Below are 22,192 nucleotides of genomic sequence, written 5' to 3'. Positions count from 1 at the left end.
GCAAGCCGGGGCCTGCCCTGCCGGCGGCCTGTTCAGGCTTGCTGCCGGGCCGCCCGGATGCGTTCGATTTGTGCCAGGTGCCGGAGTTGGTGGTTGATAAAAAACCGAAACGCATCGCCCAGTTTCAGTTGGATCAGCCGCGAAAACGAAGTGGGGATTTTTACCCGGTTTAAACTCACCCCCCTGGCCTGCTCCAGCAAGCGCATCCATACCTTCTGCTGATCGATGCACCGCTGTATGACCCCCAAATCCAGCTCGGCATGGATCGGGTTTTTGTCGGCAAAGGTTTTCATTTTGTTCAGTTTCTCCTTCGGTACCATGCTTTGCGCAAAGTAGTTTCCAAGCAGGCCGCTTTTGAAGGTCGGGTCCGGTTTGCCGATGGACCCGTTGATTTTGCGCTCCATCTGAGGCAAGTAAAAATCACCGTACAAATTCAGGTGTTCCACACATTCCAGTATGTTCCAGGATGCAGGGCTTTCCTTCCAGGTCAAGGCATCCCAATCCAGCTGTTTTAACCCTTCCACCGCCCTGAGAAATGCGCGCGATTGGGCCAACATCTCGTCTATCAATAGCTCTGATTGCATGATTCTTCTTTTTTTTGCAAAGCTACCAGAGGCATTTTTCCTACATCTTGATCGAGGTCAAGATTTTTTTAGCCGCGATAAGGTCTCGGGACTCATCCGTAGGTAATTTGCGATGTGTCGGCCTGGAATTTCCTGAAACAGGCGGGGACTGCGGGCTAACACGCGTTCGTACCGCTCTTTGGGAGAAGCGGTCAGGATATCCACCTCGCGCTCCAGTTGCTGAACGACCAAATTCTCCAACATGCGGGACCATACGCTGCGGTTCTCGGCTGCTTCTAAAAATGTATCCCACTGCTTTTTGCGCACAACCTTTACTACCGTTTTTTTAAGGGCCTGTATCAACAGCCCGGAAGGATTTCCGGTCAGAAAGGAATCCAAGGCCACCAGTACATCTCCCGCATACCCAAACCGTATCGTCCGCTCCTCGCAGCCGTCCAAAACGAAGATGCGTAGACTTCCGCTTTCCACCACATACAAATTGGTATCAATGCTACCCTGCACTTTCAGGAAATCGTTTCTGAAAACTGTCAGGGTCTTGTCTGAAAGTGCTGCCAATTCCTTCATACCTGATTCGATCTCGTTTCGTTAGGATCGTCGGAAGACTGCCCCCCAGCGGCCTGTCTGGCACTCCGCCTCGGGCAGGATCCTTCTCACCCCCGGTACCGGCTACGGTCGCCTCGTTTTCCAGGGAAAAAAACGCCCGACCGGGTAGCTGCAGGGAATGTCCTTGCTCCGGTACTCCGACAAGATAACCCATTTTTTAAAAAATTCCGCGGCCGAAGGCCATAGAAAATGACTACAGGCGGATACAAGGCCTTGCAGATTCACAGAGCCCCAGGTAGAGACTGCTACCGACGAACCGCCCGGTACCTCCGGCGACGGCGCATGCACCGCATCTGCTGAACCTCCTATACGAAAAGGAAAGAGATCCACTGCCAAGCGCGCGCAGGTTCAGACAAGCAACCTGCACGGGGCATGCCCCCAACGGAACGGCTGCTTACCCCGGCAGGGGATCGTCACCACAAAGCAAGGAACCAGGCTCGCGTCCGCAACAGGTACCGGCGCGGTTCTGCCGATCGCATCCCTTTCGCCCCCGCGGCAATTGCCCGCTCGCTTTGTCCGGTACCCGAGCCGGTCAGGGATTTGCTGCCTGCAAGCTGCTCCCTGCCATTCGGTCGTACAGGCTGCTCCGTCCCTTACTGGCAAGGATGCTGACAGCATACCCAAGGACGAGGATCTGAGGAACAATCAATGCCGTCCAGGTCCACAGCGGTGTTTCTTTTCCAACCGATTCATAAAAGAGCAGCCAATGAACCCCGGTATGCGCCAGTTCCCAGGGCAAAAACTTGAGCAGGTTTCGCAGGAGAATGGCTTTTTTCCTTCCGGCACCCGCTACCCTCACCTGCAAGCCCAGCGCCCGCTTTCCAAGCGTCCCTTTCCAGCGGCTCCCTTCGGTAAGGTACGCATAGGCTACCACGGGCGCCGTCAGGGTAAGGAACCCGATGAGCTGTCCCCGATACGGCGTCAAAGCGCCTGTTTCAACCGCAAAAAACCAGCGGGTCAGCGTAAAAAGAAGCAGGGCATAGCCGGCAACGATTCCAAGGTCTATCGCCCCGGCAAACAATCGACGGAGAAGCGGTCGGGTCCTGTTTTCCATGGTCATTTTCGGCTGTTTCGGAAGGTAGTCAGGGCAATCCGCTCCCCACAAGCAGCCATTTCTCAGGTTTTTTCGCCGCAGGGATGGGCACCAACCGGCCGCATGGCTACCTGCCCCTTTGCCGGTCAGCGAACCTCCCCGCGCTACCGAAGCGGATCGCGCCCGGATCAAGATAGCGGATTTTTTCCGAAATGAATCAAGGTGCTGCGCAAAAATCAGTACGATCCCCCGCCAACGCGCTCCATGGATACCGGACAAAAACGCCTCCAACCATTCGGCCCCATGGAAAGGGGGTTGGGAAAGGCGTCCGCCTCCTACCCCTGGGGTCGCCGGTGTTTTCAAAGGCAGTCCGCCCGAAGAAAAGCCACCCGGACACCGGCCGGGTCGGAAAGGAAACGAAGGAGCCTATTTCCAACACAGGCGACGCAACCGAATACACGAACGGAAAATTCATGCATTCTCCGGAGAAGGCAAATCGGTCTCCCTGCCGGCATCTCCGGGACCTGGAATTCCTGGCGATACATGGCTATGCCGGCGCTGATTCAGGGGGTTGGGGAAGGCACACCGAAAACCTTTTTGAGCCGTGCAGCCGCATTTTTTTTATTACAAAAGAATAAAAATGGTGTGTATTTTTTTTTATGAGTGGTATATTGCGCAGGTTTGCAAACTTTTACCGTCACGAAACATTCGCGCCATGAAACATAACCTTTCGCTTTTGTACCTTTTTTGCGCCCTCTTGCCAGCCTCTTGTGCGGAAAAGGAAGTACAACAAGCCGCTCCTCCCAACCTGAAAGCCGTCCGGGTGTTCGAACGGGAAGTGCCTCTTTTTAAGGAGTTTGTCGGACAGGTGTACGGCAAGGCCGACATTCCCATCCGAGCACGGGTAGACGGCTTTGTGGAAAAGCTCCATTTTCAGGAAGGCAGCCGGGTACGCCGGGGACAGCTGCTGTACAGCATCGATGACAACCCCTATCGACTCAACGTGACCCGGGAAGACAGCCACCTTTCGGAAGCCCATGTGAACCTGGTCAATGCGCAAAACGAGCTGGCCCGGATCGAACCCCTGGTCGCGATCAATGCCATCAGCAAACGGGACCTGGATGCCGCCACCGCCCGCAGGGATGCGGCCGCCGATGCAGTAAAAGCCGCGGAAGCGAATTTAAACCTGGCCAAGGTGAACCTGAGCTACGCGCAGATTCAGGCGCCAATCAGTGGTATCATCGGCAAAACGAAAGCAAAAGAAGGAGAATACGTGGGTAAGAGTCCCAATCCCGTCATCCTAAACACCATTTCGCAAATCGACAGCGTGGTGGTCGAGTTTTTTCTAAACGAAAAAGACTACCTTACTTTCTATAAGCAAGTGCTGGAAGGCGATGAAAACGGCCGCAGCCGCATCAACCACCCGCTGGAATTGTACCTGGCAGATGGGGAAAAATTTCCCTATACCGGGAACATCACCTTTCTGGACCGAAACGTGGATCCGGGTACGGGCACCATCCTGGTACAGAGTATTTTTCCGAATCCCGACGGCCTGATCCGGCCGGGACAATATGCCAAAGTAAAAAGCATCGTAGACATACTGGATCGGGCACTGCTGGTTCCGCAGCGCTGTGTGGTCGAGCTGCAGGGGTTTTACAATGTGTTTGTGGTCGGTCCGGACGGCCTGGTAACGCAGAAACGGGTAGAGATCTTGGACGAATTTGAAGACCTCTTTGTGATACAATCCGGGCTTTCCAAGGATGAAAACGTATTGCTGGAAGGCTTGATGACCGTACAGTCGGGTCAGAAAGTAACTGCGGACATTGTTTCCTTCAAGTCGGAAAATCCATGAAAGAATTGCAACACCACTTTTTTGTTCGCCGGCCGATCGTAGCCATTGTTATTTCCATCATCACCGTAACGGTCGGACTGGTCTCGCTGGCCGGCCTGCCCATCGAACAGTACCCCGATATCACGCCCCCGGTGGTCCGGGTCAGCGCCAAGTACACGGGCGCCAACGCCATATCGGTGGAACAGTCCGTGGCCACTGCCCTGGAACAACAAATCAACGGGGTGGAAAACATGATCTACATGAAATCCACCAATTCCAACGACGGTACCATGGGCATTCAGGTCACCTTTGATATCGGTACGGATCCCGACATGAACACGGTGTTTACCCAAAACCGGGTTTCCTCGGCCATGGCCAAGCTTCCGGAGGAAGTCACGCGCATGGGCGTCACCACGGAAAAATCCATGTCCAATACGCTGCTCCTGATCTCCCTGCTTTCGCCCAATCAGTCCTACGATCAGCAATTTTTGGGCAATTACGCGATGATCAACATCAAGGACCGCCTGGCGCGGATCCCCGGCGTGGGGCGGGTCAGCGTAATCGGTGCCTCGGATTATTCCATGCGCATCTGGGTACAACCGGACCGGCTGTCCAAGATGGGACTAACCATCGGCGAAATCACCCAGGCCATCCGCGCGCAGAATACCATCGTGCCGGGTGGAAAACTCGGCGCCGAACCGGCTCCCCCGGGCACGGAATTTACCTACGTGGTCCGACTGCCGGAACGGCTGCAAACCGAAGAGGCCTTTCAGGAAATCGTGGTCCGGACCCACCCGGACGGATCGCAGGTTCGCCTCAAAGACATCGCCCGTGTAGAATTGGGCACGGAAAGTTACAGTGCATTTACCCGTACCAACGGCACCGATGCGGCCCTGATCTCCATCTACCAATCGCCCGGCTCCAACGCCGTGCAAGTGGCCGAAGATGTAAAAAAAGAGCTGGAAACCCTGGCACAGGGTTTTCCCGAGGGAATCGACTACGGCATTTCGCTGGATGCCACGAAGCCCATCGTTGCCGGAATCGACGAAATCGTCGAGACCCTGATCATCGCCCTGGTATTGGTGATACTGGTGGTATTTTTGTTCATTCAGGACTGGCGCGCCACCCTGATACCGACCCTGGCGGTACCCATATCCCTGATCGGTGCCTTTATGCTATTCCCCTTGCTGGGTTTTAGTATCAACGTGCTATCCCTGTTAGGGCTGGTCCTGGCGATCGGCATTGTGGTGGATGACGCCATCGTGGTGGTGGAAGCCGTGCAGGTCAAAATGGAGCAGGGCATGGGGGTAAAACGAGCGACCACGGAAGCCATGAAGGAAGTAACGGCTCCGGTGATTGCCACCAGCCTGGTACTCGTGGCGGTATTCGTTCCCGTGGTCGGAATCTCCGGAATCACCGGGAAGCTGTACCAACAGTTTGCGATCACCATCGCCGTCTCGGTCATCATTTCGAGTATCAACGCACTGACGCTCTCGCCGGCACTTTGCGCGCTGCTGCTCAAGCCAAAAAAAGAAGGAGGAAACCGATCCGGCCTGCTGGGTCGATTTTTTAACCGGTTTGATCGGGCTTTCGATCGCTCCACCGCCGCTTACACCTCCTTTACCACGGTCATTTCCGGAAAATTAAAGCGGGGTGCCGTGTTCATTGTGCTTACCCTGCTGGCTGCAGGAATTCTCGGAGCCAGGCTACCCGGAGGCTTCATCCCCGAAGAAGATCAGGGGTACATTTTTCTGAGTGCACAGCTGCCCAACGCCGCGAGTTTGCAACGCTCCGATGAAGTATCCCGAAAGATCGAAGACCTGTTGAAAGAAATCCCGGAAGTCGACACCTACGCTACTGCCGTGGGCTACAACATGCTGGCCGATGCCCTGAGCACGAATGCCGCCTTCATGTTTATCTCGCTGAAAGACTGGGACGAACGTCCCGATCAGACGGCCAAGGAGGTGACCGAAAAAATCAACGCCCTTCTTTCCCGGGAAATCAAAGATGCCTTTACCTTTGCCTTCGGACCTCCGGCCATTCCGGGATTGGGCTCTGGCGCCGGGTTTAGCCTGATGATCCAGGACAAGTTGGGTGAGGATCCCCAATACCTCTTTCAGCAAACGCAGGCATTTATCGCAGCGGCCCGACAGCGGCCGGAGATTGCCCGTGCCTCCACGCAGTACCAGGCCTCCGTGCCCCAGCGCTTTATCGAATTGGACACCGATAAGGTCCTGAAAACCGGCGTAAACCTGCAGGAGTTGTACCAGACCTTTGGGGCCTTTCTGGGAGGTGCCTATGTAAATGACTTTTCCAAATTCGGACGAACGTACCGGGCCTATATTCAGGCCGAATCCGAATACCGCCAAAACGAACAGGGGCTGGACCTGTTCTACGTAAAAAACAGCGCCGGTGAGTCGGTACCGATCAGCACCTTCCTTACGGTGCGCGAAGTGAGCGGACCGGAATACACCAATCGGTTCAACCTGTTTCGCTCCGCAGAAGTCACCGGGATCCCGGCGACCGGGTACAGCTCCATTCAGGCGCTGAATGCCCTGGAGGAAGTGGCAGCGGAGGTATTGCCGGAAACCATGGAGTTCAGCTGGAGCGGGATGAGCTTCCAGGAAAAAGCCTCCTCAGGCTCAGCAGGATTGATTTTCGCGTTTTCCTTCTTTCTGGTCTTTCTGATTCTGTCGGCGCAATACGAAAGTTGGTCCCTGCCGCTCAGCATCCTGCTCGGGACACCCTTTGCCTTGTTTGGAGCCTTTCTTTTCCTTTCCGGAGCCCGACTGTTTAGCTTGAGTTTTGAAAACAACATCTTCGCCCAGATTTCACTCATCCTGCTGATTGCCATGGCGGCCAAAAACGCTATTTTGATCGTGGAATTTGCAAAAATGAAATTTGACGAAGGCCTGTCCCTGTTTGATGCAGCAATCGAAGCCGCCAGGTTGCGGTTCCGTCCCATCCTGATGACGGTATTTTCGTTTGTACTCGGAATTCTCCCCTTGATTCTGGCTTCAGGGTCGGGTGCGGAAGCCCGGAAAGTGATGGGTATGGCGCTTTTGGGAGGCATCGGCATGGCCACCTTCCTGGGCGTATTCCTGTATCCCATGCTTTTCGTGCTGGTAGGCAAAGTCTTCAACTACGAGAAAAAGCGAGCCCTGGCCGAAAACCTAAATCCCTCAGACGAATGAAAACGACGGTTCAAGTCCTACTCCTGGTCCTGTTTCTTGGTGCGTGTAAGGCCGGGAAAAACTACACCGGTGTGGAGGTGGTCGTTCCTGCGGCTTTCCAGGCGTCCACCGATCCAACGGAATCGGCCATTTCCGACAGCGTCAATACCCTGGATCTGGCCAAAGCCGGCGATGCCAATCTGGAATGGTGGAGTTATTTTGACGACCCCTTACTCGACACCCTGATTCGGTCCGCCCTGCGATACAACCGAAACGTCAACATAGCGGCAGAAAGGCTGATGCAAAACCGGTACGCACTTCGACTACAGAATGCCGAGCTGTTGCCAAAAATCGGTGTGCAGGCATCGGCAGAAAGGGGCAATTTTCTCTTCAATCAAATCGGGCAGGTAAACGAGCTGTTTATTGCCGGTGCCGGTCTCAACTGGGAGATCGATTTTTGGGGCCGGCTCCGAAACCAATCCGACGCCGCCAGATACCAGCTTCTGGCCAGCGAGCACGGGCTGAAAAGCCTGCAATTATCCCTGATTGCCGACGTGGCGGCTACCTATTTCAATTGGTTGCAGGCCCTGGAAGAACTGGAAATCGCCGAACGGAACCTGGCCCTGCGAGACAGCATGCACCGCATCATCGTCGCACGCTTTGACGAAGGAATCATCCAGCAGACCGACGTGGATCAGTCGAATATCCTGAAAAACATCGCGGCAGGTGCGGTACCCCAATTCCAGCGAAAATCGGTGCAGCTGGAGAATGCCCTCAATTTTTTGATCGGCAGAAACCCTACCCGTCTTCCAAAAGGACGTTCCCTACCCGAACTGGTGGTAGATGTGGATACGGATCGGTTTTCTCCGGTAGAACTGCTGGAAAACCGGCCGGACATCCTGGAAGCAGAGTACCTGCTCATGGCGCAACACGCCCAGGTGGGGGTCGCGAAAGCCAGCCGCTTGCCCACCATCAGTCTGAATGCAACGCTCGGGATCATCACGGACAATTTCCGGGAATGGGACCTTTCCAATCCCTTGTGGAACATCGGTGGACAACTGATGGGTCCCTTGTTTTTCTGGGGGCAACTCAAACGCAGGGTAGATATCGAACAAAGCAGGGAGTTTCAGCAGCTGTTTGCTTACGAAAATACCGTGCTGAATGCCCTTCGTGAGGTAGAAGACGTGAAAGTGGAAATCCGCACACTGCATGAGGAGATCATTGCAGCCGTGGAAAGAAAAAAATCAGCCCTAAACGCCCAGTACCTCAGTGGGGAGCGGTACACCCAGGGAGTCACCAGTTACCTGGAAGTCCTGGAATCGCAGCGACAGGCATTCGACGCGGAATTGGCCCTGGTGCAATTGCGGCAGGCCCTGCTTTCCGCGCATATCCAGTATTACAAGGTGGTCGGTGGAGGCCCCCTTACCGAAAACACAACCTCTCCACAAGATTAATCAACCATCTCAATCCGTTTCCATGAAAAAGCTACTACTTGTGTTCGTATTGACCGGGCTATCATCGCTCGTTTTTGGTCAGGAACTACGCATCAATATGTACGGGGGCTATGTCTTCAAAGATCGGGTGGATTCCTACTACTCCCGGACCTCCTACTATGACGGTCAAATACAGGATGGGGGTCGATTCGGAGGAGGTATCGAATACCTCATTCCCGATAAAGGGGGCATCGAACTCCAGTACCTCCGGCAGAACACCAATGCCCCAACCGTGTACCTGGACGATATACTTTCGGGAGGGCAACTCCGCCAAACGGATTTCGATTTGCGACTCAACTGGCTCATGCTGAATGGAACGCGGTATTTTCAGGTAAGCGAACAACTGGAGCCCTTTGCCGGTGCAGGCATTGGCATGGGAATATTCTCCCTAACCAATCCCAGCAACAATAACGAGCGGTCTACCACGCGGCTTGCCTACAGCGTTCGCGGAGGCATCAATATATGGCTGCTCGAAAACCTCGCTTTCCGGACGCAAGCCTCCCTTTTTTCCGCAGTAGAATCCATGGGTGGCGGGTTTTACTTCGGCACCGGTGGATCGGGTATTGGCTTGAATTCGTACTCGAGCATGTTCCAGTTTGCGTTTGACGGAGGACTGGTCTTTCGAGTGGGGCAATAAAATCGGCGTACAACGAAAGGACACGAAGGCTTTCGTCGGCAGTTCCTGACTCCCGATAGGTGACGCGGGAAGGCCCTGCCCTCCGAAAGGTCAACGGATGCCGATAGCAAAAAAAATAGGTACAGTCAACTAATTAAATCCTAATAATCATGAAAAAAACAGCGATTCTCTTTCTACTTTCCTTTTCGCTGGGCAGCCTGGTGCTCGCGCAGGACATCAACGACGAAATCACCCTTATGCAGGCAGAATTCGGCATGGGTAAAAAGCAACTGGTAGAAGCAGTCATGGATCTGCCCGAATCGGTGGCTCCCGGCTTCTGGATCATTTACCAGCAGTACGAAGGACAGCGCCAATTGCTCGCGCGGGAACGCCTCCTGCTCATCAACAACTACCTGGAAAACTACGCAAATCTGGATAATGAACTGGCGGAGTCGCTCGCGAAAGGCATCATGAAAAATACTGCGGCCCGCAACAAACTCCACCAGAAGTACTACAAGCAATTCAATAAAATTACTTCAGCCCGCGATGCGGCAAAATTTATGCAACTGGACAATTACATCCACAGCACCCTCCGCAACATTACCTTGCAAGAACTACCTTTTATTGACGAATTTTGATCAATTGACCCCAGCTAGCCATGAACAAAGCACAAAGAATTCTGTCTTTCTTCATCCTCGCGATCGCCTATGGCTGCGGTAGCGGCCCCGTGCTGGTGGACGCCGAACGGTACGATGCGCTCGACCTCAGCGCCTACCAAACCTTTGATTTCTTCCAGATCGACGCAGAAGACACCGGTACGCCGGAGTTTGCGCAAAACATCGCTTACCTGAAAAAGGCCATCAGCCAAAAAATGGAAACCTACGGCCTGCGACAAACTTCCACCAATCCCGACCTGAAGGTCAACCTGGGTATCGTCGTGGAAGACAAAGTACAAACCCGCGAAACCAACCTGGCGACCGACCCTTTTCTGTACATCGGCCAACGCTCCTACTCCTGGAAGGTGGAAGAAATCCCCGTAGGCACCTACAAGGAAGGTACCCTTACGATGCATGTGGTAGACAATCCAACCGGGGAAGCCCTTTGGGTGGGTACCATCCAGCGCGCCCTTCCCAAGAAAGCAAAAAATACGCCCGGCACCATCGACGATGTAGTCGAGCTTCTCTTTCAAAAAATGACCAAACAATAACACCACCACCCATGAAAAAATTGTCCATACTTACAGGGGTGTTGCTGCTCCTGCTTACTTCCTGTGCTCCAAGTGTCCGCATCATCGGGTCCTGGACCAGTCCCGAAAAGAAAACAACCGAAGGTTATTCCAGCCTGTTTGTCACGGCCCTGACTCAAAATATTTTGGCACGGCAAACGGTGGAAGCGCAACTGGAAGAGACGATCCGATCCCAGGGCGTATCGGTCACCGGAAGCTTTACCGTCATCCCCCCGGGTTTTAAATCAGAAGAAGCTGACAAGGAAAAAATACTGGAGGAAATCCGGAAACTGGGGAGCGAAGCCATCCTGACGGTCACCCTGCTGGACCAAACCAGCGAGACCCGTTACGTTCCCGGAACAACGGTCTATGCTCCCATGGGCATTGGCTTTCGTGGGCGGTTTTGGTCGTATTACGGCACCTACAATCCCTACATGTACGATCCGGGCTATTATACCACCGATAAAAACTACTACCTCGAGGCCAACCTGTACGATACCGAAACGGAACAGCTGGTCTGGTCCTGCCAATCCGAAACCACCAATCCTTCCTCATTGGAGAAGTTTTCCACCTCCTTTGCCAAGGCAGTCGTCGAACAGCTGCTACGCGATGGCTTGATTGGCAACGAATAGGATTCGCCTTTTTCGGCGATCGTCGGGGATAGGTAGCCCTATCGCCCCCTCGTTGACTGGTTTTTTGGTAAGCACAAATGGCCCCGGCAAAATATATAAGAATCCCGACCCATGGGTCGGGATTTCTGGCTCTTATCCCCGGGTAGGATGCCTCCGGTACCGGGCCGAGTTTGCCTCGGCTGCCCATGGCCTCGCCACGGACAATCGCCGAAGGTATGTACTGGTATTTCGGGGTGAGCGCTCGTTTTCACCTCCTGTATCAGAGAGGTCAGCGCATTCAGATCCGTAGGGTGGACCGCAGCGGTAAACTGCTTCAGAGATAAGGGACCTGAGGCCGCGAAGCGCCGGTGCTGTACCCACATTGGAACAGCATCTTTCGTTTGAAAAGTCCCGGATTTTATTTTGAGATCAGGTCTATTGTTTCCTGGTCTATATCCCGTTCCCATATTTTGCTCCTACCATCCGGTGAACGTAAGCCGAATCTAAAATTAAACTGAACAAGCTTCCCCTGAAGGCTGTCAATCTCCAATTTTGGAAGGGATGAAACTACCCGTGTACCCTCTGCCAACAAGCTTTGATGCCGATAGGATTTCCTCGTTGTGAGTTCTTTGAAATCATCTCCAAGGTATCCGATAACGACCACCTCATCAAAGGTCACAAATGCCTCTTTTGGTCTAACATCCAGCACTTCGGTGATATTGCCCTCATCACTGACCCTGGCGTATATCCGTACGGTACCGATAAGACCGGCTTTCCTTGCTTCCACCGGGTACTTTAGATTTTCTGAAAAATACCTGAGAATGGATCGGGTGGCGGTAATGGGGTCGGATGCGTCCTGTGGCAAGGTAGGGGAAGGCGGCCCCAAAGACTCCGTGGCTTCTACCTTATCGCTAATCGTCACAACCTTTTTGCCCGAAAGGGATACCAGCAAAAGGGTAAATACGGGAATAACGGCCCATCTGAGCAGACCGGTATATTTATGCTTGCTTTTGGTGTTCATCATGATCATTCGTTTTTTTAGATTACTGGAATTCAGGGCAGTACATCGGGGTGAATCGATGCTATTCAAAGCCATGGACAGCATGGTAAATTGATAGGCTTTTTTATCCGATACCTGAACCACCCGATCATCTGCCCGGAACTCCAGGTTATTTCGGATGGCCGAGGCATGAAACCTGGCGAAAGGGTTGAACCACTGCAGGGCGGAAAACACTTCGGCAAGGATGATGTCGTAAAAATGCCTTTCATGGGAATGTACGGCCTCATGACGTACTATTAATTCCAGTGACGGATTTCGGAGTAAATTTCTTCCGATGATGATCTTGTCAAGAAAGGTGAACGCCAGGTTATTTTCTTCCGCTACCCAGACGCTCACGCCCGCTAAACGTTCTTCCCTGCAGCTTCTTCTTATCCTGGCAGCCGTTATATAGGCAACGATCAACTTAGCCAAACAAACTAGCAGCCCAATCACATAGAGGTAAAATACCATTGCTGCTACAGTAGCGTAGTTGTCAGTGCCTGTTGCTGGGGACGGCGCCGACCCTACCCTTGTACCGAAACTCTCCGAAAAATAGGTGCTTGCTTCCGAAAGCTGGACTTCAGTGGAGAAAGTAATTAAGGGAATGATAAAAGCCGCCAGAAAAGACCCGGACAAATAGAAGCGGTTAAATACAAACCCTTTGCTTTTCCGAAAGAGAAAAAAGTAGGTTGCGTAGAAAACAGTGGTTCCCAGGGAAACTTTTAATAGGTAATACAGGATCGGTTCCATGGTTATTTGGATTTGATGAGTTTTAGTATTTCGTCAATCTCTTTCTGATCAAGCTGCTCCTCCTCAATGAAAGACGCCACCGCTTTAGAAAAGGAGTTGTCAAAATAATCAGTTATGATCTCCTTCATATACCTTTTTCGATAGTCCTTTTTGGAAAGCAGCGGAAAATACTCATAGGTATTTCCATACTGCTTAAAGCCTACAATTCCTTTTTCCTGTAAAATCCTTACCAGGGATGAAATGGTATTATAAGGCGGTTTTGGATCGGCAAATTCCGCTACGATGTCCTTCACAAAAGCCTTTTTTAGATTCCAGAGAATCTTCATTACCTCCTCTTCTTTTTTGGTGAGTCTATCCACGATTGTATCTTTTTAAACTTAATATTTAAATATACACCTGATTTACCAATAATACAATTGAAATATCAGTTATTTCACGAAATAATTCTTTAAAGACGAGGTGGTGGTAGGTTTCCCGGGACTGGAAAACCCAAAAGGGAATGAAAAAAAGTGGACAGGCTACCGAAGTGTCGGCAGAACGGCCGTTCGCCTTACTCCCAAAGCATGCCGACCTTACCCCGGGTGCGCATGGCTTCTATATAGGCAATCGCTTTCGGAATATCCGTGTAAAAATACGTTTTTTCCAAATGAACGCGCATCTTCCCGTCCTCCACCATGGACGCCAGCGTATTCAGATCCGGGGTGTTCGGAGCAGCGGTAAACTGCTTCAGGGGAAACCTGCCAACCGCGGCTCGCAGCATCAAGACAGCCAGGTGCCGCATTCCGGTAAACCCGATGAGCACGCCTCGCTTTCCCATGCGGGCAAAATCCTGGTAGAATAGGTTCCCATGGGTGTCCAAAACCAGATCGAATTTTCTCTGGAGTCGGTGGATGTTTTCCTCATCATAGGCAATAACGGCATCCGCTCCGAGCGAATGCACAAAATCCTTGTTTCTTGCCGAACAAACACCTGTCACCCTGGCACCATGCGCCTTTGCTATTTGTACCGCCAGATGGCCCACTCCACCAGAGGAGCCATTGATAAGCACCGACTCGCCTTTTTGAAGCTTGCCATGGCTGACAAGCGCTTGCAAGGCGGTGAGGCCGGCAACAGGCATGCACGCCATATCTACAAAGCTGCTGCCTTCTGGCATCAGCGCACAGGCCGCTGCCGGTACGACAGCATATTCGGCAAAAGTTCCCCCTTCTAAAAACTCTCCAAAAACACGGTCGCCTACCTGAAATTGACCCGCATCCTCCCCGACTTCCTCCACCGTTCCGGCAAAATCAGCCCCCAGAAATTTGTTGTTAGGCCGAATCAATCCAAATGCAAAACGAGCGAACATCGGAGTTCCGCGGAGGATATGCCAGTCGGCTGGATTGGCCGAATTTGCCGCAATTTTTACCAACAAATGGGCTTTTTTTACAGCGGGCTTTTCCACGGTTTCTACATGCAGCACCTCTGGCCCTCCATAAGTTGTTCGGGTAAACGCTTTCATTTTCTCCATACAAGGGACGGTACAAGGGATGGACCTCCTTTAAAAGGAGTTTACTTGCAACTCAATTTCGTTGAGGCCAGGCGAGAGACGGAGGGTACCAAACTGCGTATTGACCTTTTCACCATTGAGGGATAGTGCATCGTTGGGGCCGTATTCCAGCGAAAGTTCTGCCGAGACATTGGCAGGCAAAACGAACGTGTAACGCTGCAGGCGGTTATTGACCCGTTTGTAAGCGGCCTCCACGGTACCGGTCAGGAAAGGGACCCGAATGGAGGTCTCGGTCAGCCGGCTCAGTTGGGGCTTGATTTCCAGCAGGCCGGCTCCCGGTGTCTTGGGGACTATGCCCCACATCTTGCGAGCCACGATATTCCCGGGTACGGCTCCCCAGGCATGGTTCCAGTCAGCATTGGGCTTGTATTTCATGTCCCAGGCCTCCAGGGTCATGGTAGACCCAATGGCGATCATGTTCCACCAGCTTCTGTCGTGGGTGGCCGTCATCAAGTCCAGTGCATAATCTGCCTCTCCGGCATTGTAGAGTCCGTCCATCAGGTACTGAGATCCGTACACACTACACGCCATACCCCGGGACTTGATAAATTCCACTACCGAGGGGATGTACGCTTCAGGAACCATATCAAAGGCCAGCGGCATCATATTGGCATGAAGGGAGGAATGCCCGGCTCCTTCCCCGTCCAGGTAAATGCCTTTTTCCCGGTCCATTAACTTCTCGGTTACTGATTTTTTCACCTTCGCAGCCATCAGCTCGTATTCCATGGCCTCCTCGGTTTTTCCCAGTAGCCGGGCAAACTCGCCCATGATCTCCAGGTTACGAAAGTACAGCGCATTGATAACCGTATTAATGGGAGTAAAAACAAAGCCGTCTCGCTCCCCTTCTTCGGTGGCCAACTCCCATCCGGTATCTTTCTGTGCGGGTGGCCAGTCCACAATATCTCTCATTTTCACATCCGGATCTTTAAATCCAAGCTTTTGCATAAACTCGGGTGTGGCCCTTTCCGAGCTGATCAGCCCGTCCTCCCGTGCCAGCTCCATCAGGGTTTTGTGCTTGAGCTCCTCGTAATAGTGTTCGATCAATTCGGTATTGCCGGTATACAGGTAATCCTCGTAAAACATCAACGCCACGTGCAGCTGCCACTCGGTGGGCCAGGTGGGGTTTTCCATAAAGTATTCGATGCTCCGACGGGCGATGGGATACTCCCAGTCCACCGCGTAATGGCTGAGTTGGTTGATGTAGGCATCGGCCTCGTAGGGGATGCGCTCCCGGTCGCCATCCACGTATATCCCCGCAAAAGAAGTCCCCTTCATGGAATACTTGCACAGGTCCCACACCTGATTAAGGATGGTATCCGAACTACTAAAACTACTTTGATCTTCCTCAAAATACCCAAAATAGGCTTTTTGGATCAGCCCCTCCGGCTGCTTGTTCGCGGTAATTTCCGCATAGCGATAGGGAAGCAACACCGGAAAGGAATCGGGCAATGCCACCGCCGCGGGGCCCGTGTTCCGTTTGTCGGGAGGCAACTGCAGTACGTACTGCTCTTTTTCGGGGCTGACCGGCACCTCTACTTGCTGAAATCGAATATGGCCCTGCGGATCGCGATTGATCCGGCCTCCCTCCAGCTGCTCACCCAGGCGAACGGTCAGGGTTTCCGGTTTATCTGCCTGGTAACGAAAGGTCAGGTTGGCAAACGCTGCTTTGCCAAAATCCGCCAGCCAGGTATCCTTATTTACTTTTTTCAGGCTCTGCGGCAGAATATCTTCCTGTATGAATCGATTTGGCGTGGTCAGGTAGCCTTGCTCCCTGCCGGCTACCTGAAATGACTGGGCAGCTGCATACCTTCCGGTACGATTGTCCCCATCCCAAATACGAACCTTCCAAAAGTAGGTCTTATTTTCCTCCAATGCCGGACCCTCGTAAGCAATGTTCACGCTTTGCTTTCCCGATACCTTGTGGCTGTCCCATACATCGCCCAAATTCTGTCGACTTTTTTCCCGCGAACTGCTCACCAGCACCTGATAGGCCGTTTGGAAGGCGATTCCTTCGGGTACCTGCCAGCCAAATTCCGGATTTCGGTCGCGCAGCGGCAGCCCTGCAGGCTTTCGCAGCATCTCCACGTGCAGGTTTGTCGGAGCCGCGGTGCTTTCGTCCGAAAGCGACTCGCCCAAGGCGTCCATTTTTTTGCGGAATGCCCTTAACGTAGCGGCATGGGCAGGGTCCGCAGCCAGGTTGTTGATTTCCCGGGGATCCGTGCCGAGGTGGTACAGTTCTTCAATGGACTTGTCATTGATGTAGCGAAAATACTTCCATTCTGCGGTACGAAGTCCTTCGCTGGGGGGAATGTTCACAAAATCCCAAAGATGCTCGATAAGTATCGTGTCCCGGCCGAGTTCCTCCCGCCCCTGAACCACCGGAACCAGGCTTTTGCCCTGGTAAGCGGCTGGGAGGGACAGCCCTGCCAGGTCCAGGATGGTAGCGGGTACGTCCACATTGGCAGCCAATGCGGCTGATTCCACCGGCTTGTCCACCCGTGGGTCGTAAACGATCAGGGGCACACGAATGGAGTTGTCGTACAGCAACCACTTGCCGGCCAGTTGCCGTTCACCCAAAAAGTACCCGTTGTCTCCCATCAGGATAATGACCGTGTTTTGGTCCAGGCCTTTGTCGGCGAGCTGTTTTCTGATTTTGGCGATTTCCCGGTCGATACCGGATATCATGCGGTAATAGCCCTTGACGCTATGCTGGTATTTTTCAGGCGTATCGTAGCGCCAGGTCCAGCGCAGCCGGTTAAAACCGGACTTGACGATCTCGGGCTGCGCTTCAAAGTATCGGTCCTCCGAAAGATCGGCTTCCGGAACGGTAATTCCCTGCAAGAGCGGGTCCACTTCCTGCTGCCAGAAATATTGGTCTTCGGCCGGATCGTGGGCATGGGGAGCACTGAAAGAAAGGGACAGGCAAAAAGGCTGGTTCGGATCGGCCTGTTCAATGAAATCCAGGGCCTGCTGCCCGGTGTAACGGGTAAGGTGTACGGTATCGCTGCCGATGGTTTTGTAAAAATACCCCCGGCGGTCTTTGAATTGGCCGTTCCGATCGTAGGATTCGTATTCGTCAAACTGCCCTGCCAGATCCTTGTGGTTGACCCCATATTTTCCAAAAAAGCCTACGCGGTATCCGGCTTCTTTCAACAGCTTGGGGTAGGCGGTTTCCATGTATGCCGCCCGAATGGGCCCGGTCTGGAACGTGTAGGCGTGCGTCCGTTCGTACAAACCGGTGAAAATGGTGGCCCGGCTGGCCGCACAGATGGGTGTGGTAACCATGGCATTTTTAAAATAGGTCCCCTCGGCTGCGAGCCGGTCCATTTCCGGCGTATGGATCAGCTCGTTACCGGCATGCCCCAGGGCATCCCAGCGCTGATCGTCGGTCAGGATAAAGATGATATTCGGCCGGGCAGGAGATTGTGCCGGGCTCTGTATCCGGCCGATGGCCAATAAGAGGAACAGCACTAACATTCGTTTTCGCATGTATCTAATTGTTTTGTAATCACTGGTAGTCCGTTGGAAAAAAGAATACGAAAGGTACCTTTTTTTGAGAAAATATCCAGCACCCGGCGAGTTTTTGGGCCGCTTCAAACAAAGACTACTAAAAAATACCTCCCAAAATCCTCCCGGCAGGTACAGTGCCTTGTTCTTTGAAACCGCTTCCAAAATCGGCTCTATCCGACGTACCGGCACGGCCAGGCAGCGGGCGTTTGCGTTTAAAACCTCCGGTATACGGATTTTTTACCGGAAGCTGGACGAAGGACCTGGGCACCGTACCGCAGTTCCTCCCCTTCCCCGATATAGATCGATTGCAGCTTGCCACCGGCATCGGTAGTAATGACCGCAAAGGAGCCGGTAAAGGAGATGCCCAGACCCTCGTCCCGGTATCCTGTTCCGGGCATGGGTATCAGGACGTACTGCAGGCGTTCCTGCGCTGCCACCTCACTACGAATGCAAAAGCCAGCGAATGCACCGTCCTGTGTTAACTTTTCTACCGACTGCAAGCTGGGGGTTGCATTGAGTCCTCCAAATGGTTCAAAAACGAGTGCAAAGGGTTGGGTCCAGGCCTCCCCCTGCTGGCGAATAAGCAGCGTGGGCGTGGGGCGATTTTCGTAGGGATCCGGTGCTTCGAAGGTAGGAGGGGCCATTACTTTGGTGTAGGACCGGCCCTCCTGCGGGGGGATGTGCAGGTCCATGTAGATGGGTGGGTTGAATTTCTCTGCTACAAACCTGGCCCGGATGCCTTTTTGGTAATTTTCCGCCGTCTGGACCTGTTCAAAAAAATGCCAGCCCGGATGGCGGTAGTGCCGGTTTTGTACCCAGGGCAAAGCAGCGCTGGCAGTGTAGCGATCCGGCGTGGGCTTCAGGGGCAGCTCCTCGTTTAAGAAAATCAGGCTATCACCGATATTGTGGTACAGGTAATCGTGAAACTGTCCGGGTAATTCGGAGCGGGAGCGAAACACATCCACGTAATATCCGCTGGTGTCCGAGGTGCGAATCACCGCCAGGGTACGTTCCTGTACGGCTTCCGCCAAATTGCCTTTGTCGTCGACAAAACGGGTAATGGAGAAGGAGTGGTCGGGTGAAAGGGCATTTTCCCTGGGCTGCGGTTCCATGGAGACCTGGGTAACCCTGTTGATGCCCAGGTTTACCCAACCGCCCTCCGCCCGGGAATTTCCGTTGACGATCACGGTATTGTGGGCCGCAAACAGGCGGGAGTAGTTTTCGTGAATGTCTTGCTGGTACCGGCCCCGGCCGTTGTCTACACCGAGCACTTCACCCCTGCCGTACAGTTCGATATTCATTCCTTCGGCATGCCCGTGTACCATGTGGGCACCCCCCACAAAAGCCATTAGTCCGTCTTCGGGATTTCCGGTATTACTTTCGTTGCGCTGGAGAAAGATACCGGCATGGTCCACTTTATCCGTTCTGGGCAGTATCAATTCTTCTCCCTCACCGCTGTATTCTTTTCCGTACCAGAGAACCGCCAATATTCCGGAGCGATGGTAGGCTCCCTGCTGCATGGCGCTGATAAGGAGGGAAGCAAATTCCCGGGTAATGTCTTCCACACCGTCCATCTCCCCCAGCAGGTAGGCCTCTTCGTAGCTGCTGTAAGGAGGCGTTCCCGTACGTTTTCCATCGCCCCAGCGGATCAATTGCCCGTTTGGATAGACCAGGTAATCCAGTGCCGGCAAGGCATACAAAATGTTGGCGTACCTTTCCCCTAGCCTATTTATCGGATCGTAGCGGTTGACGACCAGCATGAGCCGTGTCAATATGGAGGCGGCCGCATTCAGGTATTGAGAGGTTTCGGGCCAAAGGTCTCCCCTCTTGGCGTAGGTTTTTGCCATTTCCGATAGTGCATCCTGATTCTCGGTATTTTCGGTTAAAAAATACGCCAGCAAACGATCCCGCTCCTGCTCCTCTTCCATGGCCAGGGCATTGTAGACCAAATTAGGCGCTTCCAGAATGGGGTGATTGGATCCGGTCTGTCCGTAATGAATGGTCAAATCAGCATACGTACGAAAAACCTGTTGCGCCTCGCTGAAGGGAAAGTCTGTTTTTCTTTCTTTTGCTAAGTCGTACGGCCTCCCTCCCTTTTCAATAAAATCTGCTACAAAATCGTATATCAACGGCACCTTATAGCCGATTTCCCTTACCTCGCGGAATCCGTCATCCGGAAAAAGCCAACCACCTCTTCCATGCCAGTCCGATACCGCTGACTGACCCACGGCAGAAATAAATGAATACAATATGTCCACAGCGCATTGCCCGTATTTCTCTTCCTCAGTGATAAAATAGGCGATGCCGCAGTCCAACGCTATTTGCAGGTAGCGGATCAACGTTCTGGCATGGGCCATTTCGGCCTCGGTGGCATTGTCCAGGTTTTTGTGCTTCCCATCTTCGATGTGATAGGTCCGGTGAAACGGCGGAATTTGGTCGCCTGTTCCCTTCACCCAATCGAACGGCAAACCGCCAAGGAAACGCGTGGGGTCGGATGCATGAACCTGTATACTTCTGTCCAGTTCGTCGATAAATTCGGCATAAATCTCTTTGGCCCAGGATTGATGCGCTATCTTTTCCAAAATAGCCGGTCTGTCCCCGGCACGCACCCAAATGAAGGGTCGCTCCCTGTGCTGCGCCTGAAGGGAACCCTGCAAGCATACCAACAGCAGAATCAGGTAAGTCCTTAATCCCATCATCGCAGTCCCGATTTGGTAAGGTAATCCGACCCCCACTTCTCGCGTAATTCACGTGACAACTCGGCTACCTTGGTTTGGTATCCTTCCTTTTCGGCCAGGTTATCCAGTTGCATTGGGTCGGAAGCCTGGTCAAACAGCATGCGCTCGTAGGCAATCCCCTGATCATCGGTCCATTCGGTATACTGAAACGAACCGGATATCAGCGTGACGCCATCGTGAAATTTGACCACCGCATGGTCCTTTTCCCGTTTTCCGGTTTCGATCAAGGAAACGAAGCTGTCACCTTCCAGGTGGGCAGGCTTTTCGATGCCTGCGAGCTCACATAGGCTGGGATACAGGTCGATGGTCTCGGTGATGAAATGGGTGTGCTGTCCATTGGTTTTTCCCGGGACTTTCACCAGCATGGGAACCCGGAGAGATGAATTGAAATTGGCGTGTTTGCACCAAAGTTTGTGGTCTCCCAGGTTCCAGCCATGATCCCCCCAAAGGACCACTATGGTGTTTTCTGCCAGGCCCAGCCGCTCCAGTTCATCCAGAACCAAACCGATTTGGGCATCGGTATAGCTGACGCAGGCGTAATACCCATGGATCAATTCCTTTGCCTGTGCTTCCGGCAAATCACCTTCCTTGGGTATGGTTTCGTAATTTCTGAGCTCACCAAAATTATGGTAGGCTTTGCGGGGGGTCGTTTCCGGCTGCCGGTAATTCTCGGGAAGCTTGATGTCCTCCCGTCGGTAGGTATCCCAGTATTTTTTGGGTGCGGTAAAGGGCAGGTGGGGTTTGTAAAAACCCAGCGCCAGAAAAAAGGGTTGGTCTCCGTCCTTGAGTCTGTTCAAATCACGAATGGCTTTTAGCGCCAACTTACCGTCCCTGTATGCTGAATCCGGTACCTCGGCCTTTTCCAGGGGCATCCCTCGGTAGCTGTTCGCCCTAATTTCCCGATAGGCTTCGGTAGCATAGGTATATTTCCCAGCCGGTTGCCATTGCTCGTCCCAGGCCAGGGAATCGTCTTTGGCATGGTGGTACACTTTCCCATTAGAAATGGTGGTGTAACCGTTGTTCTTGAAGCGCATGGGCAGGGATTCTGCCTCCGGATAATCTGCGTCTTTCAGGGTCTTATAATCCAGGTAACGGTGGCGTGTGGGCCTGGCCCCGGTCAGCAAGCTGGCGCGGGAGGCCCCGCAAACCGGCACGTTGCAATAGGCCCGATCGAATACCAGGCTTTGGCTGGCCAGCCGATCCAGGTGGGGAGAATGAATTTGATCTGCACCGTAAAAATTGAGCTCGGGCCGCAAATCGTCCACGGCGATAAAGAGGATATTGGGTTGCCTGGTTTTCGCTCCCGGTTGCGTTTCCGAACAGGAAATCAGGAAAGCTCCAACTAGTAGGAAGCGGGCGCCCGTGAATAATGCTTTCATTTTTTCTAACTATATTAAATCTAGGATCGATCTGTTTTACGAAATGACTAGGGCTATCTAC

General features: G+C 53.0%; 16 protein-coding genes. 7 read left to right on the top strand and 9 right to left on the bottom strand.

Features of this window, described 5'->3' with window-relative positions; genetic code table 11:
* Positions 1–32: 32 nt before the first annotated feature.
* The 3 genes from ABWH99_RS06755 to ABWH99_RS06745 form a co-directional block, all read right to left on the bottom strand.
* Entirely contained in the window at positions 33–584 is a 552-nt protein-coding gene (locus ABWH99_RS06755) for a DinB family protein (RefSeq protein ID WP_375585526.1), read from the bottom strand.
* Positions 585–641: 57 nt separating this feature from the next.
* Positions 642–1,148, bottom strand: a complete 507-nt coding sequence (locus tag ABWH99_RS06750; protein ID WP_375585525.1) for a Crp/Fnr family transcriptional regulator — start codon at positions 1,146–1,148, stop codon at positions 642–644.
* A 571-nt stretch (positions 1,149–1,719) separates the two neighbouring features.
* The gene (locus ABWH99_RS06745; protein WP_375585524.1) at positions 1,720–2,412 is read right to left on the bottom strand and encodes an RDD family protein; all 693 of its coding nucleotides are present in this window, start codon (positions 2,410–2,412) and stop codon (positions 1,720–1,722) included.
* Between the two features lie 523 nt (positions 2,413–2,935).
* Between ABWH99_RS06745 and ABWH99_RS06740 the strand changes: the two genes are divergently transcribed.
* From ABWH99_RS06740 to ABWH99_RS06710, 7 genes are all read left to right on the top strand, one after another.
* Positions 2,936–4,072, top strand: coding sequence for an efflux RND transporter periplasmic adaptor subunit (locus tag ABWH99_RS06740; RefSeq protein ID WP_375585523.1), 1,137 nt, complete (start codon positions 2,936–2,938; stop codon positions 4,070–4,072).
* Positions 4,069–7,245 (top strand): efflux RND transporter permease subunit, encoded by a 3,177-nt coding sequence (locus ABWH99_RS06735; protein ID WP_375585522.1) that lies wholly within the window; start codon positions 4,069–4,071, stop codon positions 7,243–7,245. Before ABWH99_RS06740 ends, ABWH99_RS06735 begins: the two co-directional genes overlap by 4 nt.
* Entirely contained in the window at positions 7,242–8,678 is a 1,437-nt protein-coding gene (locus tag ABWH99_RS06730) for an efflux transporter outer membrane subunit (protein WP_375585521.1), read from the top strand. The genes ABWH99_RS06735 and ABWH99_RS06730 overlap by 4 nt, the downstream gene beginning before the upstream one ends.
* Before the next feature lie 22 nt (positions 8,679–8,700).
* Entirely contained in the window at positions 8,701–9,354 is a 654-nt protein-coding gene (locus ABWH99_RS06725; RefSeq protein ID WP_375585520.1) for a porin family protein, read from the top strand.
* A 149-nt stretch (positions 9,355–9,503) separates the two neighbouring features.
* A complete protein-coding gene (locus ABWH99_RS06720) occupies positions 9,504–9,971 on the top strand; it encodes a hypothetical protein (protein ID WP_375585519.1) in 468 nt (155 codons plus the stop codon).
* A 20-nt stretch (positions 9,972–9,991) separates the two neighbouring features.
* Complete coding sequence (locus ABWH99_RS06715; RefSeq protein ID WP_375585518.1) at positions 9,992–10,540, top strand: DUF4136 domain-containing protein; 549 nt, start codon at positions 9,992–9,994, stop codon at positions 10,538–10,540.
* Positions 10,541–10,551: 11 nt separating this feature from the next.
* Complete coding sequence (locus ABWH99_RS06710) at positions 10,552–11,190, top strand: hypothetical protein (protein ID WP_375585517.1); 639 nt, start codon at positions 10,552–10,554, stop codon at positions 11,188–11,190.
* Between the two features lie 397 nt (positions 11,191–11,587).
* Here the strand turns inward: ABWH99_RS06710 and ABWH99_RS06705 are convergent, their stop codons facing one another.
* The 6 genes from ABWH99_RS06705 to ABWH99_RS06680 form a co-directional block, all read right to left on the bottom strand.
* Positions 11,588–12,958 carry a M56 family metallopeptidase gene (locus tag ABWH99_RS06705; protein ID WP_375585516.1) on the bottom strand — a complete coding sequence of 457 codons (1,371 nt, stop codon included), beginning with the start codon at positions 12,956–12,958 and terminating at the stop codon, positions 11,588–11,590.
* Between the two features lie 2 nt (positions 12,959–12,960).
* Positions 12,961–13,317, bottom strand: coding sequence for a BlaI/MecI/CopY family transcriptional regulator (locus ABWH99_RS06700; RefSeq protein WP_375585515.1), 357 nt, complete (start codon positions 13,315–13,317; stop codon positions 12,961–12,963).
* Positions 13,318–13,508: 191 nt separating this feature from the next.
* On the bottom strand, positions 13,509–14,465 hold the full coding sequence (locus tag ABWH99_RS06695) for an NAD(P)-dependent alcohol dehydrogenase (RefSeq protein WP_375585514.1): 957 nt from the start codon (positions 14,463–14,465) through the stop codon (positions 13,509–13,511).
* Positions 14,466–14,495: 30 nt separating this feature from the next.
* Positions 14,496–17,993 carry a sulfatase-like hydrolase/transferase gene (locus ABWH99_RS06690; RefSeq protein ID WP_375585513.1) on the bottom strand — a complete coding sequence of 1,166 codons (3,498 nt, stop codon included), beginning with the start codon at positions 17,991–17,993 and terminating at the stop codon, positions 14,496–14,498.
* A 233-nt stretch (positions 17,994–18,226) separates the two neighbouring features.
* The gene (locus tag ABWH99_RS06685; RefSeq protein WP_375585512.1) at positions 18,227–20,713 is read right to left on the bottom strand and encodes a heparinase II/III family protein; all 2,487 of its coding nucleotides are present in this window, start codon (positions 20,711–20,713) and stop codon (positions 18,227–18,229) included.
* Positions 20,710–22,131 carry a sulfatase gene (locus ABWH99_RS06680; protein ID WP_375585511.1) on the bottom strand — a complete coding sequence of 474 codons (1,422 nt, stop codon included), beginning with the start codon at positions 22,129–22,131 and terminating at the stop codon, positions 20,710–20,712. The genes ABWH99_RS06685 and ABWH99_RS06680 overlap by 4 nt, the downstream gene beginning before the upstream one ends.
* Positions 22,132–22,192 lie beyond the last annotated feature (61 nt).

It is taken from the genome of Cyclobacterium xiamenense, assembly GCF_042140265.1.
GTDB classification, from domain to species: Bacteria; Bacteroidota; Bacteroidia; order Cytophagales; family Cyclobacteriaceae; genus Cyclobacterium; species Cyclobacterium xiamenense_A.
The sequence above is the reverse complement of the archived record's forward strand: the minus strand, read 5'-3'. Positions and strand labels throughout refer to the sequence as shown.